Source organism: Apilactobacillus zhangqiuensis (assembly GCF_019656215.1).
GTDB classification, from domain to species: Bacteria; Bacillota; Bacilli; order Lactobacillales; family Lactobacillaceae; genus Apilactobacillus; species Apilactobacillus zhangqiuensis.
Map to the genome: position 1 here is coordinate 136,894 of NZ_BPLK01000001.1, position 18,623 is coordinate 155,516.

The 18,623-nt window shown below is 36.5% G+C and carries 12 protein-coding genes and 1 pseudogene; 7 read left to right on the plus strand and 6 right to left on the minus strand.

The annotated features are described in order from the left end of the window. Positions 1-9: 9 nt before the first annotated feature. Positions 10-1,380, plus strand: a pseudogene (locus K5Q07_RS00645) (aldehyde dehydrogenase family protein); the annotation flags it as partial. Positions 1,381-1,419: 39 nt separating this feature from the next. Here K5Q07_RS00645 and K5Q07_RS00650 read toward each other — a convergent pair. Then, positions 1,420-2,442, minus strand: a complete 1,023-nt coding sequence (locus K5Q07_RS00650) for a YeiH family protein (RefSeq protein WP_373310014.1) — start codon at positions 2,440-2,442, stop codon at positions 1,420-1,422. Positions 2,443-2,590: 148 nt separating this feature from the next. Between K5Q07_RS00650 and K5Q07_RS00655 the strand changes: the two genes are divergently transcribed. Beyond that, complete coding sequence (locus K5Q07_RS00655) at positions 2,591-2,833, plus strand: hypothetical protein (protein ID WP_220729140.1); 243 nt, start codon at positions 2,591-2,593, stop codon at positions 2,831-2,833. 42 nt (positions 2,834-2,875) lie between these two features. Here the strand turns inward: K5Q07_RS00655 and K5Q07_RS00660 are convergent, their stop codons facing one another. The 4 genes from K5Q07_RS00660 to K5Q07_RS00675 all read right to left on the minus strand — a co-directional run bounded on the left by K5Q07_RS00660 (position 2,876) and on the right by K5Q07_RS00675 (position 6,970). After that, entirely contained in the window at positions 2,876-4,255 is a 1,380-nt protein-coding gene (locus tag K5Q07_RS00660) for a DHA2 family efflux MFS transporter permease subunit (RefSeq protein ID WP_220729241.1), read from the minus strand. Next, positions 4,255-4,677 (minus strand): MarR family winged helix-turn-helix transcriptional regulator, encoded by a 423-nt coding sequence (locus K5Q07_RS00665; RefSeq protein ID WP_220729141.1) that lies wholly within the window; start codon positions 4,675-4,677, stop codon positions 4,255-4,257. Before K5Q07_RS00665 ends, K5Q07_RS00660 begins: the two co-directional genes overlap by 1 nt. 113 nt (positions 4,678-4,790) lie before the next feature. Continuing rightward, complete coding sequence (locus K5Q07_RS00670; RefSeq protein WP_054607041.1) at positions 4,791-5,528, minus strand: amino acid ABC transporter ATP-binding protein; 738 nt, start codon at positions 5,526-5,528, stop codon at positions 4,791-4,793. After that, on the minus strand, positions 5,525-6,970 hold the full coding sequence (locus K5Q07_RS00675; RefSeq protein ID WP_054607040.1) for an amino acid ABC transporter substrate-binding protein/permease: 1,446 nt from the start codon (positions 6,968-6,970) through the stop codon (positions 5,525-5,527). The genes K5Q07_RS00670 and K5Q07_RS00675 overlap by 4 nt, the downstream gene beginning before the upstream one ends. A 413-nt stretch (positions 6,971-7,383) precedes the next feature. On the opposite strand from K5Q07_RS00675, the gene K5Q07_RS00680 reads away from it, so the two are divergent. Then, complete coding sequence (locus K5Q07_RS00680) at positions 7,384-9,480, plus strand: AAA family ATPase (protein WP_220729142.1); 2,097 nt, start codon at positions 7,384-7,386, stop codon at positions 9,478-9,480. 97 nt (positions 9,481-9,577) lie between these two features. Continuing rightward, positions 9,578-10,345: a methylenetetrahydrofolate reductase gene (locus K5Q07_RS00685; protein WP_220729143.1), complete on the plus strand. Its 768-nt coding sequence runs from the start codon at positions 9,578-9,580 to the stop codon at positions 10,343-10,345. A 60-nt stretch (positions 10,346-10,405) separates the two neighbouring features. Here the strand turns inward: K5Q07_RS00685 and K5Q07_RS00690 are convergent, their stop codons facing one another. Continuing rightward, a complete protein-coding gene (locus tag K5Q07_RS00690) occupies positions 10,406-12,034 on the minus strand; it encodes a malolactic enzyme (protein WP_220729144.1) in 1,629 nt (542 codons plus the stop codon). 137 nt (positions 12,035-12,171) lie between these two features. Between K5Q07_RS00690 and K5Q07_RS00695 the strand changes: the two genes are divergently transcribed. From K5Q07_RS00695 to K5Q07_RS00705, 3 genes are all read left to right on the plus strand, one after another. Then, complete coding sequence (locus K5Q07_RS00695; protein ID WP_220729145.1) at positions 12,172-13,053, plus strand: LysR substrate-binding domain-containing protein; 882 nt, start codon at positions 12,172-12,174, stop codon at positions 13,051-13,053. A gap of 129 nt (positions 13,054-13,182) precedes the next feature. Beyond that, positions 13,183-14,334 carry a glycoside hydrolase domain-containing protein gene (locus tag K5Q07_RS00700; protein WP_220729146.1) on the plus strand — a complete coding sequence of 384 codons (1,152 nt, stop codon included), beginning with the start codon at positions 13,183-13,185 and terminating at the stop codon, positions 14,332-14,334. 1,021 nt (positions 14,335-15,355) lie between these two features. Beyond that, positions 15,356-18,553 carry a mucin-binding protein gene (locus K5Q07_RS00705; protein ID WP_220729147.1) on the plus strand — a complete coding sequence of 1,066 codons (3,198 nt, stop codon included), beginning with the start codon at positions 15,356-15,358 and terminating at the stop codon, positions 18,551-18,553. The last annotated feature ends 70 nt before the right edge of the window (positions 18,554-18,623 follow it).

An 18,623-nucleotide genomic window follows, 5' to 3' on the forward strand; every position in this document is an offset into this window, starting at 1 on the left:
GCGTTTTTGATGGTTCAAGTTGATGAAATGATTAACAATTTAGTAGGTAATGCTCACACTGCATTATCTGAATTAGAAAAGTTAGATCAATCAAAGGTAGACTCAATTGTAGATGCAATGGTCCAAGCTGGTCTAGATCACAGTGCAGAGTTGGCAAAATTGGCTCATGATGAAACCGGTCGTGGTAACACTCATGACAAGACGATGAAGAATATTTTTGCTAGTGGTCAAATCGGTAACTTTATTAAGAACCATAAGACTGTTGGAATTATCGACGAAGATGATGAAGCCAAAACAGTTACAATTGCAGAACCATTAGGGGTGTTAGCTGGTGTTACTCCAGTTACCAACCCAACTTCAACTACTTTATTTAAGGCAATCATTGCGATGAAGACTAGAAACCCAATCGTATTTAGTTTCCATCCTCAAGCTTTGAAGTCCTCAATGAAAGCAGCTGAAATTGTATTAGATGCAGCCGTTAAAGCAGGGGCACCAATGAATTCGATTCAATGGATTAGTGAACCAAGCATTGACGCAACTAATGCTTTGATTCACCACCCTGGTGTTGCAACGATTTTAGCGACTGGTGGACCAGCCATGGTCAAAGCCGCTTACTCAAGTGGTAAACCCGCATTAGGTGTGGGTCCTGGTAATGCACCATTATATGTTGAAAAGTCCGCAGATTTAGATGCAGCAGTTAAAGATATCGTATTATCAAAGACATTTGATAATGGTATGATTTGTGCTACTGAAAACAGTCTGGTAATCGATTCAGCCATCTATGATGACATGAAGAAACGCCTAAGTGACGCTGGTGTATACTTCATCGCTGAATCAGATCAAGACAAGCTAGCACAAACTATGTTTAACCCTGAAACTGGTGGTGTTAACGGACCAATCGCTGGTCGTTCAGCTAAGCAAATCGCTGACATGGCCGGAATTGAAGTTCCAGAAGGTACTAAGGTATTGGCCGCTGAACTAACTGAAGTTGGCATTGACCACTTACTCTCTGGAGAAAAACTTTCACCAGTTGTATCGGTTTACAAGGTAGCTGATTCAGACCATGCATACGATACTCTAGAATCAATCCTAAACTATGGTGGACTAGGTCACACTGCCGGAATTAGATCAAATGATTCTGACGTGATTACTCAATTCGGCATCAAGATGAAGGCTTGCCGTATCCTAATCAATACTCCTTGCTGTCTAGGTGGGGTTGGTAGCATCGTTAACGGATTGGAACCTTCACTAACGCTAGGAACTGGTTCATGGGGCTTTAACTCCATTTCACATAACGTTACAGACTTTGATTTACTCAACCTTAAGAAAATTGCTTACCCACGTAAGAATAGTAACTTTGAAGAACTTATTAAAAAGTATATGTAATAAAAAAAGACTAGGCATTGCCTAGTCTTTTTATTATGCATGAATTAATAGCTTGATTAAGATTAGTGCCACGATGGTTTGAATTAGACCAACTGAAACACTGTAGATTGCAAAACGCTTTCCGGCCTTTAGGAACGCCTTTAAGTTTAGACGTAAACCGATAGCTGCTAATGCGATGATTTCACACCATGAGCTCAATAGGTGAGCGGTGTTACCAACAAAGGTTGGAAGGTGGAAGAAACTATTTAAGATACAGAAGATTAAGAACCATAGGACGTACCATGGTAGGAAATCAATCTTACCTTTTTTAACTTCTTCTTCAACTTCTTTTTCGGCATTGGCTAATGCTTCATTCTTAGCATGGATGCGCGCAAATACGGTAACCACAACTACTAACATGATGATTCGCATAATCTTGAATAGAGTCGCGAATTGGACGGTAGTTTGGTTAACCATTGTGGCACTGGCGATAACTTGACCAACTGATTGAACGGTACCACCAATCAATGCACCACGTAGCATGTCAACATGGCCAAATACCATGGTTCCGATGACTGGAAGAGCTAGCATCATTACTGTTCCCATTAGGTTCACCAATGTGATACTCATACCGGCATCTTCGTCGGAAGCGTTGATGACTGGTTTGATGGAAGCAATTGCTGATGATCCACAAACCGCATTACCACCGGCCATGCAAAGATAAATTCCTTCACCAAAGTGAAGCCACTTACCAATCATGATGGCAGCGATAATGGTGATGGCCATTTGGATGATGATGAATAGTAATCCTGACCAGTGTAATTGAATAATGGTTTGGAAAGTGATGGTAAGACCAAGTAGCATTACTGAGTATTCCAGTAATCGTTTTTCAGCAAACTTGGTACCTGCGCTTAGAACTGGTTGTTTTAAGAAGGTGTTACCCAACACGATTCCGATTAGGATTGCGATGGTAGCTCCACCGATGTTTGGAATAATAGCTGTAAGAAATTGACTAATAATTGCAATAATAGCTGCAGCTAGAAATCCAATGGTACGTTTTTTAATCGTATCAATCATATGAATTTCTCCTTTATTTATAATATTTAAATTATATCACGTGAGGCAAAGCTTCTAAACCGTTGAATTGTTAAGCTTTAGTTAATATGATTTTGATAATGTATACATATCACGTATAATTATAAATAATAGGAGTGATAACTTATATATGTGGACCATAATTTCGATTCTTATTTTACTTATCGTTGAAATTTATGATGTGGTTAGAAACATTAGAAACAACCGTGTCATTAGAGACACCTTGAACAATTATGACAACGTTGTGAAAGTACGTGCCATGATTGAAGAACATAATGATGATAGCGAGATTGTTAAAGCTATCAAGGATGAATTCAATGTTAGTTTTTATCCTGCAACTAAAATTTTTATTAGCGTCAAAAAAATGAAGTAAAACAAAAAGCCTAACGTGTTCAACGTTAGGCTTTTTAATTTGTTATTTGCGTTTTACAACGGCGTTTAAAATTAGACTAGCAATCACGATTAATACTAGTAATAAAATCAACGCGTGAAGTGATCCAACCGCTGTTCCGGTTTCTTCATTACCGCTACTCAATTGACTGATAGTGATGATAGCTGAAGTTACCGATGTTCCGATTGCTCCAGCAATTTGTTGAGTTGTGTTAAATACGGCATTACCGTCTGTTCGTTGATTGTTATTTAGGTTACTTAATCCACTTGTCATAATATTTCCGAATGATAGACCGATACATAGCATGAATATGATATAAAATACTAAAATCATAGCATTATTTAAATGTGTTCCAAAGATGGTAAATAGAATCATTCCAATCATTCCAAATGACATACCGAAAGCGATTGGCTTATAAGCACCAAATTTATCATATAAACTACCTGATACAGGGGCAAATAAAGCACCAACGATAGCCCCTGGTAGTACTAACAAACCAGCGATAAAAGCTGAAGAGTGATTTACCAATTGAACGTAATTAGGCAAAATGAATGATAAACCTAATGTAATAAATTGAATAATGAAAAAACTAACTACATGTCCAGAGAACTTGTGATTTTGTAGTACAGATAAGTCCAAGATAGCATTTTTACTATTAACGCAGTGCTTGTATAGGGTAATTAAAGCAATTATACCCACAATAATTGGTAACAGTACAAGTGCATTTAAAATGTTTCCAGAACTCATATTTGAGAATCCAAAGACTAGACCAATAAAAGTAATTACAATTAAAATTAGTCCAACGAAATCTAAACGAGTCTTTTTAATTTCACGCTTTTGTTCGATATTTAATACACCTAATAATAATGAAATCACGAGAATTGGCAATAGAATGGCGAAAATGTAGCGCCAACCAATTGTAGATACGATAAATCCACCAAAAGTAGGTCCAACAGCTGGTGCAACGGCTGTGATTAAATTACCTACACCCATCATGACACCAAGCTTTTCAGCAGGTACTTGATCTAAGATGATGTTAAACATCAATGGTAGTGCAATCCCAGTTCCAAAGCCTTGGATAACACGACCTAGTAGCAATACAGTGAATGATGGGGCTAATAAGTCGCATACAACCCCTAGAATAAATAGTAAATTGGCAACGACAAATAATTGCTTAGTTTTAAAATTACGGTTCAATATTGCAGAAAGTGGTACAACGATTGAAACGATTAGTAAATAAATTGTAGTCATCCATTGAACAGTACTGGTTCCAACGTTAAAGTCGTGCATCAAAGTCGGAAATGTGATGTTCATTGAAGTTTCAATGACAACACCACTAAAGGACATGATTCCAGCTGCGATGACTGATAGTAATGTCTTTAATGAAATTTTGCTATCCATTATTAATCCCCCATGTGTTTAATGATTTTATCTAAGCTACTCTCTAGGGCAGCGTATTCTTCATCCGACAAGAAACTATGGATTTGTTGTTGCGATTCAACCATGAACTTTTGAATGTCGTCTTCGTATTGAACGGCTAAATCGGTTAAGATAACCTGCTTTTGACGAGCATCCTTGTTCGATTCAACACGGCGTAATAAATCCTTTTCCTCCATACGTTTTAATAGCGTTGAAGCAGTGGAACGACGGATATTAAACTCGTGTTCGATGTCTTTTTGAAATATTTCTTGATCTTTAAACAGGGTCAAGAAGTCGATTACGGACATCTGCATACTTGTTAAATCGTATTGAATCGCAAACTTATCAAATTGCTTGGTAAGCTGGGTTGATGCAATCTTTAATTGTCTCCCAATATTTTCTGTCATGAATATCACTTCCTAGATTTTGTTAGTATGCTAACAATTATAAAAGGGACAAAATGAAAATGCAAGCAAAAAAGCACAAAAAAAGAACCCCGCATAAGCGAGGTTCTTTAATACTAGACTTCCAAAATCTTTGATAGGAATGATTTTAGACGATCGTTCTTAGGGTGGTTGAAGATTTCATCTGGAGTACCTTCTTCTTGGATGATACCGTCATCAACGAATACCACACGGTCAGCAACTTCTTTGGCGAAGCCCATTTCGTGGGTAACAACAACCATTGTCATACCTTTTTCTTTAGCTAGCTTCTTCATAACGTTTAAAACGTCACCGACCATTTCAGGGTCAAGAGCAGAAGTAGGTTCATCGAATAGCATGATGTCTGGGTTCATTGCTAAAGCACGGGCAATAGCAACACGTTGTTTTTGACCACCAGATAGTGAATTTACTGAAGCGTCGAATTTGTTTTCCAAACCAACAACTTGTAGTAACTTCTTAGCTTGTTTTACAGCATCATCTTTTGATAGCTTACCTAATTCAACAGGGGCTAACATGATGTTTTTACCAACTGATAGGTTGTTGAATAGGTTAAAGTGTTGGAACACCATACCGATTTGTTCACGGACTTTATCGATATCAACGCCTTTTTTGGCGATGTCAGTACCATGAACAACAACTGAACCTGAAGTTGGTTCTTCTAACTTGTTTAAAGTTCTTAATAGAGTTGACTTACCAGAACCAGAAGGGCCGATAATAACAACTACTTCGTTATCTTTAACTTCTAGATCTACACCACGTAAGACATGGTTGTCTGCGTATTGCTTGTGTAAATCAGTTACTTTAATTTTGCTCATATCTTAGCTCTCCTTTTTACCCAGTTTGATAGCCAAGTTAATAGGGTAATCACAATTAGGTAGATAATTGCAACCATTGCCCAAACTTTGAACCCTTCAAGGTTTCTAGCGATGATAATCTTACCAGTTTGAGTAAGTTCTAGAATGCCGATAATTGATAGGATTGAAGTATCCTTCAAGGTAATGATGAATTGGTTAATGAATGATGGAACCATTAACTTAACACCTTGAGGTAGGATAACCTTTCTCATTGACTTACCGAATGGTAAACCAAGTGATCGAGCGGCTTCCATTTGACCTTTATCAACTGATTCAATACCACCCTTAACAAAGGCAGCAATGTATGCACCTTCATCTAACATCAACGTGATAACCCCAGCTACGAAAGCAGGAATTCTAGTACCAGTTAATGTAGGAATACCAGTGTAGATGAATAATGCTAGAACCAATAGAGGCATACCTCTAAATAAGTAGATAATAGTTGATGACAACCAACGGAAGAACTTGATTGGTAGTACACCAAATAGTCCAAAGATTACACCAAAGATTGTAGCGAAGAAGATTGAAACAATTGTTAACCATAGGGTTTGTAGGAAACCTTGCCATAGGAAAGTCTTGTTTTGCTTTAAGATACCAAAGAATGAGTGAGTATCAGCAGCATTTTTCTTAGCATTTAAGTATCTATCAATAATCTTTTTGTATTCACCGTTCTTCTTTAAGTGAGCTAGACCAGTGTTGAACTTCTTTAATAGTTCTTGGTTAGTACCTTTTTTAACACCAAATGCAACTGGAGTACCAGCGGCTGGTTTAGTAACGATTTTTAGTTTAGTACCTTGGTTGATACCGTACTTTAATACGGGTTCGTCATCGAAACATGCTACTGAGTTACCAGTTAACACATCTTCGTAGACGTTACTTGAATCATCAAAAGTACTAATCTTAAATCCATATTTCTTTTGAATTGATTGTGCGTATTGAGCACCGGTAGTACCAGTCTTAACTGCGACTGTCTTACCACGTAGATCATTTAGACCTTTAATGTTGTCGGTATTTTGGGATACTGCCATAACAACACCTGAGTTGTAGTAAGGATCTGAGAAATCAAATGAACCTTTACGTTCAGGGGTTACGGACATACCCGCAACCATACCATTTAGTTGTCCTGCTTGAACGGATTGGATTAATCCACTAAAACTGGAAGCTTTCCAATTAATTTTGAAATGTTGGTCTTTTGCAATTGCGTTGAATAAATCAATATCGATACCAACATATTTATTGTTGTCGTTTGCAAATTCAAATGGTGGGAATGTAACATCCATACCAATTTGGTAAGTCTTTTCTGCAGCGTGTGATTTAGTAGGCGCTGAGAATAAACCGAATGCAACGACGAATCCAACAGTTAATGCCATTAACCATCGAATTACTGATGAATGTCGCTTCATTAGTAAAACCCCTTTTCAAAGTAATATTTCTTTTCCACGTTATATTTCATAACATTGTATGTTCTTATCATATCAGAACCGGCGTGCATTGTATATCTGAAAAAGTGATTTTTTTAAAAAAGTTAAGTTTTGATGTCATAAAACATAACATATTGATGGATGTATAAGTTAAAAGACAAAATTTTATAAAAATTTTACCTTTGATCAAACCCATATATATCAAGGGGTTCCAGCTCTCATGTTAGGAAAAGGTCAAAAAAGGTCAAAAAATAGTATTGAATTATGTAAATTAGGTGGTATTATATTCTTTGGATAAGGAAATAAGCGAACAACGAAAAGCCTTATCTAATACATGCCATGTTTGGCTAATGTATTTTAAAATAAAATATTATATGAAATGTGAGGGATGTACTATGGCAAGAAGTCCATTTGATCCATTTAACGATGATTTTGATAAAATTTTTAACCAATTTTTAGGCGATACAGGTAACTCAAATGCCCAACGTCGATACATGATTAATGGTCAAGAAGTTACCCCAGAGCAATTAGAACAACTAAGAAGAAGTGGCCAACTACAAGGTGGTCAACCTAATACCCAACAAAAAGCTGCATCTAATAAGGGAGGCATTCTTGAAAAGTTAGGTAGAAACTTAACACAAGAAGCTAGAGATAATAAGTTAGACCCAGTAATTGGAAGAGACAAGGAAATCCAAGAAACTGCTGAAGTATTATCTAGAAGAATCAAGAATAACCCTGTATTAGTTGGTGACGCCGGTGTCGGTAAGACTGCCGTTGTTGAAGGTTTAGCTCAAGCAATTGTTAAGGGTGACGTACCTGCATCAATTAAGAATAAGGAAGTTATTAGTATTGATATCTCTGGTCTAGAAGCCGGAACTCAATACCGTGGTAGCTTTGAAGAAAATATTCAAAACTTAATTAAGGAAGTTCAAGAAAAGGGTAATGTTATCCTATTCTTCGATGAAATCCACCAAATCTTAGGTGCTGGTAATGCCGGCGACGAAAGTGGATCCAAGGGATTAGCAGACATTATCAAGCCTGCATTATCTCGTGGCGAAATTACCGTTATCGGTGCTACTACCCAAGATGAATACAGAAACACAATTTTAAAGGACGCTGCTTTGTCACGTCGTTTCAACGAAGTACAAATTAAGGCACCAAGCGAAGAAACTACTTTAGCAATCTTGAAGGGTATTCGTCCATTATATGAAGAACACCACAATGTGATTTTACCTGACGAAGTATTGAAGGCTGCTGTAGATTACTCAGTTCAATACATTCCACAAAGAAGTCTACCTGATAAGGCTATTGACTTAGTTGATATGACAGCTGCACACTTGGCTGCTCAACATCCAGTCTTCGATCAAAAACAAATTGAAGACGAAATTGAAGAAGAGAAAAAAGCTCAAGAAGATGCTGCAGCAAAGGAAGATTATGAATCAGCATTAAATCACAAGAACAAGATTGAAGAACTACAAAAGCAAATTGACAACAAGAGTGACGAAAAGAAAGTCACTGCTACTGTCAACGATGTTGCTAAGTCAGTTGAAAGATTGACTGGTGTTCCTGTTGCTAAGATGAGTAGCACTGACATCGAAAGATTAAAGACTATGGGTGACCGTCTAAAGGGCAAGGTAATTGGCCAAGACGAAGCTGTTGCTGCAGTCGCTCGTGCTATCCGTAGAAACCGTGCTGGTTTTGACGAAGGTAACCGTCCAATTGGTTCATTCTTATTCGTAGGTCCTACTGGTGTAGGTAAGACAGAACTTGCTAAGCAATTAGCTAAGGACATGTTTGGTAACAAGAACAACATTATCCGTCTAGATATGTCAGAATATTCCGACCCAACTGCTGTTTCCAAGTTGATTGGTGCTTCAGCTGGATACGTTGGATACAACGATAACAACAATACCTTGACTGAAAAGGTTCGTAGAAACCCATACTCAATCGTATTACTAGATGAAATCGAAAAGGCTAACCCTCAAGTTCTAACACTTCTATTACAAGTATTAGACGATGGTCGTTTAACAGACGGTCAAGGAAATGTGGTTAACTTCAAGAACACCGTTGTAATTGCTACTTCAAACGCCGGATTCGGTAACGAAGCACTTACTGGTGATGACGATAAGGATAAGAAGTTAATGGATCGTCTAGCTCCATACTTCCGTCCAGAATTCTTAAACAGATTCAACGCAATCGTTGAATTCTCTCACCTAACAAAGGATGACTTGAAAGAAATTGTCGACTTAATGTTAGCAGATGTAAATGCTACATTAGCTAAGAAAGGCATGGATGTTGTCGTATCAGATGACGTTAAGGACCACTTAATCGAACAAGGATACGACGAAGCCATGGGAGCTCGTCCACTACGTCGTGTAGTTGAACAAGAAATCAGAGACAAGATTACTGACTTCTACCTAGACCATGAAGACATTAAGCACTTAAAGGCCGAAATGGAAGATGGTACTGTCGTAATTAGTGAAAACAAGTAATCTGAATAATAAAAAGAGACCGTTTGGTAGGAATGGTCTCTTTTTTTATATTGATGATATATAATGAAATCAATAATTAATCAAAAAGGAGATTCGCATGCCACTACAATATTCTTTTGAGATTACACCCAACATTGATCAAGCTAATCTGGATGGTTTATTAAAACTAAATCCGGAATTTATCTCGATTACCGATAGAAACCATGACATGGATAACTTGCTTCAAAGTATTCAAATTGCCGACTACATCCATGCCAACTCATCTGTTGATGTCGTCATTCATCTGACCGGAATTGATAAGGATGAAAAACGAGTCCAAGAAATGATTGATTTAATGCAACAACACGATATCCACAGTGTACTGGCGATACGTGGGGATAAGTTATCGCAAAATGATACGGCGGTGACATTTACACATGCTGATCGACTAGTTGAATTTATCAAACAACAATATCCACATGTGAATATTGTAGGCACTTGCTACTTAAATAGTAGTGACGAAGAAATGAAATGGTTGAGACAAAAGATTGAAAAGGGATGCACGAATCTGATTTCGCAGTTTAGCTTTGACACGAATGATTACGTTGATTATTTAAACCAAATTGAAATCGAGACACCAATCTGGTTTGGTATTATGCCGGTAATCTCAAAATCACAGGCACAAAAGATGCTGAACTTAACGCATTCGACCGCTCCAGATAAACTAAGTGTTTTGCTGAATCAGCACGACGATGAGTTCGGCGATGATGGTGTGCAATACACTGCTGGAATGATTAATAAAATCAGACAAGCTGGTGTTAATCACATTCATTTGTATTCATTAAATAATGCGGAAAATACCGAAAAAATCATTAATAAAATTTAGCGCACAAAAAAAGACGCCCTTCGGCGTCTTTTTTTATACACACATCATCTAAAAGAGAGATTAATACTTAGGTTCCCACTTAGTATCTTCGATAGCTTGGTCAACATCCTTGATGTCTTCACGTGTAAGACCACGTTTTACCGCGCTATCGGCAACGGCCTTAGCTACAGTAGTTGAGAATTGATCCAACTTAGAAACTGGAGGTAAGACAGCAGCACCTGGTTTGTCAGTGTCGACAATACCACCAAGTGAGTGGGCAGCTGCGGAAATCATTTCGTCATCTAGAACAGTTGCTGTAGCAGCAATTGCACCTAGACCTAGACCTGGGTATACAAGGGCGTTGTTAGCTTGACCGATTTGGTAAGTAGTACCGTTGTATTCAATATCGTTAACTGGGATACCAGTACCGATAAGAGCTTTACCGTCAGTCCATTTTAGTAGATCTTCAGCCTTAGCTTCAGCCAACTTAGTTGGGTTTGAGATAGGGAAGATGATTGGACGTTCAGTGTGAGCAGCCATATCCTTAATGATTTCTTCAGTGAAAGTGTTTGGTTGAGTTGAAGTACCAACTAGGATAGTTGGGTGAACTTCTTTAACAACTGCTTCTAGAGTAGTTAGTGAATCTGCGTTATCAAATTCGCTACGGCTTCTAGCAAATGGTTTTTGTTGAGGAGTCAAAGTATCGTCGTCATCGAACAATAGACCTTGCTTATCAACTAGGTAGAAGTGCTTCTTAGCTTCTTCTGGGTCCATACCTTGTTGTACGAATTCATCGTATACACGAGAAACGATACCAGTACCGGCTGAACCTGCACCAAATGATACGTAGATTTGGTCCTTCATTTCTTCACCAGAAATGTTTAAGGCACCTAAGATACCTGCTAGAACGATGATACCAGTACCTTGGATATCATCGTTGAATACAGTGTACTTGTCTTTGTATCTGTCTAGAATTTCAGCAGCGTTGCTACGACCGAAGTCTTCGAAATGTAGGTACATTTCTGGGAACATTTCTTCAGCGTCTTCTACGAAAGTATCAACGAACTTGTGGTATTTTTCACCGTAAACACGTTCGTGTCTGTTACCTAAGTACATTGGGTCCTTAAGTAATTCTTCGTTGTTAGTACCAGCATCTAGCACAACAGGTAGAACTTGGCTAGGATCGATACCAGCAGCAGCAGTGTAAACCATTAGTTTACCAACAGCGATATCAACACCGTTAGTAGCCCAGTCACCAATACCTAAGATACCTTCAGCATCAGTAACTACGATTAGACGGATGTCTCTTCCTTCAGCGGCATTCTTTAATGAAGTCTTGATTGAATCTAGATCATCATCGATTGATAAGAATGTAGCGTTTTGTGGTTGAACGAATAGTTCACTGTAGTTTTCAATAGTTTCAGCGATTGTTGGATCGTATACGATTGGCATAAATTCAACAACGTGTTGTGAGAATAACTTGTAGAATAGAACACGGTTTTCGTTAAATAGAGTCATTAAGAAAACACGTTTTTCTAAATCTGATGGTTTGCTTTGGAATTGAGCGTAAGCTTGATCCACTTGTTCTTGTAAAGTTTGAACGTATGGTGGAAGCATTCCTTCTAAACCAAGTTCTTTTCTTTCTTCTTTAGTAAATGCAGTACCCTTATTCTTGAAAGGATTGTTTAAAATATCATATCCAAAAGACATAGTACTTACCTCTTTTCATAATTTATACATAGATAATAATACATGGGTATTTTTATAGTCAAAACTTAGTGTTATAATAAATATAATTTATATCTAAAAATAAAACCCTTTTATATCAACGCTGGGAGGCGTTTTTTATGAACACAAGAGACCTAGAATATTTTATAAGCTTAACAGAATTAAAAGTTTTTTCGAAAGTCGCTGAAGAATTTAAAGTGAGTCAACCTACCATTACTTTTGCTCTTCAACGATTGGAAAAAGAGATGGATGCTAAGTTGATTATCAGACATCGTACCCATGGTGACCTCATTATAACCGATAGTGGAAAACAATTGTTGAACCACGCTCAGGCAATCATTCGTCATTTTGACGTTGCTAAGCGAAATATCGCCAACTTAAAAGCCAAAAAAGTTTCAATCGGACTACCACCAATTATTGAAACTAGATACTTTCCTACAATAGCTCAACATTTGAAGGAAAGAAAATTATTAAACAGTATTATTACCTATGAATACGGTTCAGAAACAACCAAATCTGCCTTGAAGAACGGGGAATTAGATTTAGCATTACTTGGTTCTAACAACCCATTGGAAGATCCAGACATCGAAACAGAAGAAATCGAAAGAATTCCATTCTGCGCGTATGTTTCCAAGGATCATCCACTAGCTAATGAAGGAAAAATTCACTTTGCTGACCTAGCCAAGGAAGACTTTGTACTATTTAAACAAGGTTTTACCCAAAACGAATCCTTTAACCAATTGGCTAAACGAAATTCATTCCATCCAAACGTGATTTTCAGATCAAATGAAACAAACAACATTATGAGTTTGATTTCTAACAACGTTGGTGTCGGATTCTTTAACTCATTGGTGCAAGTGCCAGATGGGGTAGTTAAATTGGACTTCTTAGATGAAGACATGCCAATGTTTGTTACCAATCTGGTTTACTTAAAGTCCCATTACTTCAATGATTTCCAAAAGGAAGTCTTGGATGTCATCAGGGAATCGCTTAAAAAATAAATAAAAAAGCCCAAGCGAAAGCTTAGGCTTTTTTGCATGTTATTTTTATTTAAATGTATAATATATACATGCAATAATTGATGCTAATAATCCTATATCGACCATAGCAAATGACCAATAAATCATTTTTTGATAATCTTTATATATATTTGGATTAATCCCTTTTTTTCTACTTATCAAGATGGTGGATGGGATGAGGACTATTTTACCTACGAACAAGGCGTAATGGATGCTAAAAAAGCTAAAAGTGCTGCTTTGGAATTAGGTTTTCCTAGAGGGACTAATATTTATTTTGCAGTTGATGTAGATATTCAAGACGGTGACATTAATAGTACAGTTGTTAGATACTTTAAAGGTATTAATAATCAAATGTCATTCTATAATACCTGTGTTTATGGAACTAGAAATGTTGCCTTGCATGTTATTAATCATGACTATGCAAAATATGCATTTGTTTCAGATATGTCTAGTGGTTATAGCGGAAATTTAGCTTTTCCTATGCCTAAAGAATGGTCTTTTGATCAATTTGTTGAATATTCAATTGGTAACTTAGACATTGATCAAGTAGCATCTTCAGGTAAAGACGAAGCTGTATCTAAATTTGGAATTACTGAAGAAGAGTATGCTACTGATTGGGCAGCGAATATTTGTAATATTTTTGCACCGTTCAAGTATGGAAACGTTAGTTTATCAAGTGACGTGTCAAAAGACTTACAATTAAACGAAAACGTAGAAATGATTTTAAAGTTAGCTTATGGCGCATCCGTGGGAAATACAAAAGGAATCAATATCTTTAAACTTGGCGTTAAAGACGGAAAAATTAATAGTACCGAAGAAATTTTTGATAAAGCTAACGATATAATCATTGGAAGTATGAATGAAAAAATTAGTTCAGCTTTAAACTATTTTGCTAGCAAAATAGAGAATGGTTATATAAAAGTTTTACTTGCTACTAAAGGAGAAAAAGTAGGATTAACTTTATCTTTAGCAAATAGTGTAAATTTAAATTCTCAAGAAGATTTTAATATGGGGCTAGATATAACTTTTCTTATCGATCCGATGAATTTGGCCAAAGAAATTTTGGATAGCATTTTTGAGAGTGTAAGCACGTCTGCGGTAACTATATTGCGTGGAGTATCTAGTACTCTTGATGGAATTATTTCATGGGCTGTAGATGGAATTAAGAATGCTATGTCACAAGATAATTATTCTGAAAATAGTGCATATGGGTTTGCTTTTATTTTATTATTTGTTTTTTTTGCTTTTGCAGCTGTAGCTTAGTATTATAATTATGTATTATAAAAAGTGCACCTCAATTTTACTTAATTGAAGGTGCACTTTTTTAATATGTCGATTTATAAAATATGATGTATACAATCAATGATTTCTAGCAACAATCCTATGTTACCAAGGGAAAATAACCAATAAGCCGTTTTTTTATGATATTTATATATATTTGGATTAATATTGCTTTTTTTAATAAATATCATATACAAACATTCGCTGATAATAGCGGACATTGTTATTAATATAATTATTATAAGAGTTTCGTTAGATGCAAATAGCATGTTAAACATCGATGCTATCATTAGCCCGCAAATTAATCCTAAAATCATAAAAGAACGATTACTAAATTTCTTTTTTTTCTTTACTTCTTCGGAATAGGTATTATATTTGTTTTTAATTTGCTTAAGATACTTTATATTTTTTATACATTTAACTGCTATAAAAATACCCAGAATATAGAGTACAAGATTTAAAATAGTTTTCAGCCCCAATTCTAATAAGTAATTAAGTGTTAATTGTTATTTTAACATAATTTATTGTTGTTAAACAGGAAGGATATTAAGTGGAATGCTCTTTTGGAGTGCTTGGGTATTTACTCACAATGCATCAATAAAAGGATGAAAGTAAAAAAGGATGAAAGTAAGACTTTTTACCCAATTGAATTCTTATCCAATATTTTTCAATTTAAAAATTGTCAACGTCGTCATCTGATTGAACATAGAGTCTACCATATTTTTCACAAACTTATTGCATAAAGTGCATTAATAAACATATTGGAATTGTTATATAATATCTTATTTTAAAGAAAATCATACATAATAAAAAAATACCAATCTATAAATGATGCCAATTTTTTATATTTTAGTGACAAATAGTTTAAAATAATCAAAAAATAATTAAACATTTCAATAAATACTTAAATTTATCATAGCTAATTTAATCTTATAAATACTGTTTTCACAATCCTTTTGTCCTAAAATACATTATGAATTTTAGAAAAAAAGGAGTGAATATTATGAACAAAGAAGTAAAAGCAAAAAAGATCTTACACAAGGTTAAAAAGGACTGGGTCGTAATTGGAATGACCTCAGTTGCTTTATTAGGTACCGGATTTGTGGTATCTCAAACTTCAAACGTACTACCAACTGGAATTGTTGCGCATGCGGACGAATCTAACGGAGCAAGTGCTGCACCATCATCAGCAAGCACAACCAGTTCAGCTGCGGATAAAAACAATAGTTCATCAGCTTCACAAAGCAATGACTCAAGCCAATCAAGCAGTGCAAGCCAAACTACAAACAATAATTCAGATAAATCAGGTGACTACACAGCACCACAAAGTGCCGTAAGTGCCACTATTAGTAACTTGGGTTCACAAACTACCAACATTAAGAAGAACTCATCAATCAACTATGGTATTGCATTGAACAACAATGACAACTTAGGACGAGTTGTTCCTAAGGGAACTCAAATTAAGATTAATGTGAATACCCCAGAACAAACCAGTTTGAAAGGTGTATTCTCATACTCAGTATATTCAAAGTATTCAAGTCAAAATAACTTTGATGACAGTGTCTCAGGTAATACCATCACATTAACTACTAAGAAGGATTTCTATCCTGGAACAGTTAATATGAACCTTTCATTTGTGGTAGATGGTCCTAAGTACAACTGGGATGGTGATACTGAAGAACATGAAACTAACCCAGATTTAGTTAACGTAAATATCACCTCAACACTTCAACTACCAGGTCAAAGTGATCAAAGCGTTTCTGTTGAAGGAGGCCAATTATCCATCCTTCCAAATACCAAGAAGGAAGACGAAGAGGTTACCTATAATACTGCTGAAACTCCAGGATACGTTCAACCATATCTTTCAAAAGATTATCCAGATGATGTAGCTGATTATCCAAAGAGCAACACTAAGGGTAACTATTTTACTACTGATAATAACAACGTGGCTCACTACGCACCTGTATACACTAATGCAGATGGCAAGCCATACTTCGTAGCAACTGGTGAATTCAACAAGGGTAACATTCCTGGATACTCCGGTGCTAGAATTTCATTTACCGATGGAAATAGTTTTGATTTAAAGAACCTAAAACTATACGCATCAAAGGATGGTAAGACTTTCGAAGATGTATCTGACAAACCAGGAGTATCATTTGGTGTCGACGGGAATGGTGCTGTTTACGCAGACTTTTCTAAGTCAGCATATAATAGAGACTTTGTTGATTTTGTAGCATACAGACCATACACTGATTTATCATCAAAATACTTCGTTAGAGGTTACGGTAGCTACTATAAGGAAGGTACTTCCGAAGAACTAAGTTTACCAATCGGTGACTTGAACTACCAAATCGTTCCTGTAACTGGTGACATTGGTAGTTCATGGGTAGTTGCTCCAAACCAAACAGTTTACACTCAACCAGATGGAAACTATGTATACTCAGCAAACAACTTAAAAGATGGTGTTAATGTTTACAAGACTGTTGATGGACAACCAGCTGGATACGAAAAAGTAGACAACGCTACTGTTAATATTACAAACGATGGTAATGTTAGCGAAGGTGGAATTATCAATGTTGCTCAACAATCATCAAAGCAACTACGCCTAACTTATACATCTGCTGACTCACACAGTGCACAAGCAACACTAACTGTGATTAACCCTTACGTTTCAGTACCTGACCAAAAGGTTACTAGAACCGCAACAGTTAACTATGTAGATGCAACCAATAACAGAGTATTAAAAACTGACAGTAGTTCCGTTGAATTTACTTCAACTGGTGTGAAGGATACCAGAGATAACTCAATCATCTGGGACCCATGGAAAGTTACAAGTGGGGATGCTTCATATAAGTTCACAGTTCCTACTATTGATGGATACGTTGCAGAAGATAAAAGTGATATCACTGGGACCCTAAAACCCCTTGGTGATGACTTCGTTAAGACTGTCTACATGGATCCAGCAGAAAATGTTAGTCGTAGTGAAAACGTAGTGGTAACTGTTGTGGCTAAGGACTCAACCAAACAAGTTAAAATTGAAACACCTACGGGAACTTACTCTGGAACAGCTAAGATTGAAGGATATGACCAATTAATTAATGTTCCATTTACTCAAAATGGTGTTAAAAACTTGAAGACTGGCGAAATCCAATGGAATAATTTTGAACCTGCTAAGCAAACTATTGTTGCCAAGGCAATCGAAATTCCAAATTACACATTAGTTAGCAAGCCATCTAGAAGTGTAAATATTACCGCTCCTGATAATTCTGGTAAAACTAGATATTTTGAAGTTCCTTTCTCCTATACTCCAGATTCAATGTCTGATGTTACTCGTAGTACTAAGAATAATGTAAAAATCAATTACATTGATGAAGATACTAAACAAGCAGTGCATGCGCCATACTCACAAGATTTTGAATATATTCAAACTGGTAAGAAGAATGACAAGACAGGTGTAGTAACTTGGACAGATGGATATACTCCAAGTTCTCAATCATACTCCGTAGAAATCCCAGTGGTTGAAGGATATGAACTTGTATACCCATCACAAGCAACTGTTAAGAATGACATTGATGCTGATGATGATGGAATTGTTGAAACTGTTCTATACAAAAAGGTTGCAACTCCTAGTTCAAGTGCCACTGAAAGCAGTGCAGCAAGTTCTGCCGAAAGTAGCGCCGAAAGCTCAGCTCAAAGTAGCAGTGCAGAAAGTAGTGCGGTAAGTTCTACTGAAAGTTCAGCTCAAAGTAGCAGTGCAGAAAGTAGTGCGGTAAGTTCTACTGAAAGTTCAGCTCAAAGTAGCAGTGCGCAAAGCAGTGCCCAAAGCTCAACTGAAAGTAGTGCAGCAAGTTCTGCATCAAGCTCAGTGCCAGCAAGTCATGGTAACAATGGTGGAACACCACAAAGCAGCGTAGAAAGCTCAGCTCCAAGTTCATCAGCTAGCTCAAGTCAAAGCTTTGCACCAAGTTCTGCTACCCCAGAACATGTTAACAATGCCGGTAAGCCATCAAATGATCATCATGATACTCCAGTAGTTCCAACTCATGTAAACAACGCTGGACATCCATCCTCAAATGATCAAAAACGTTTACCACAAACAGGTGATCAAACTCACGAAAACATTCTTGTAGCAATTGGTATGGCCTTAGTCGCAATGGCATTAGGACTATTCTTCATGGCAACAAGAAGAAAACGTAAATAATTAATTAAAAAGAACCTCGGTTTAACCGAGGTTCTTTTTTTGTTTTTATTTAGATAATATTTAAATAACT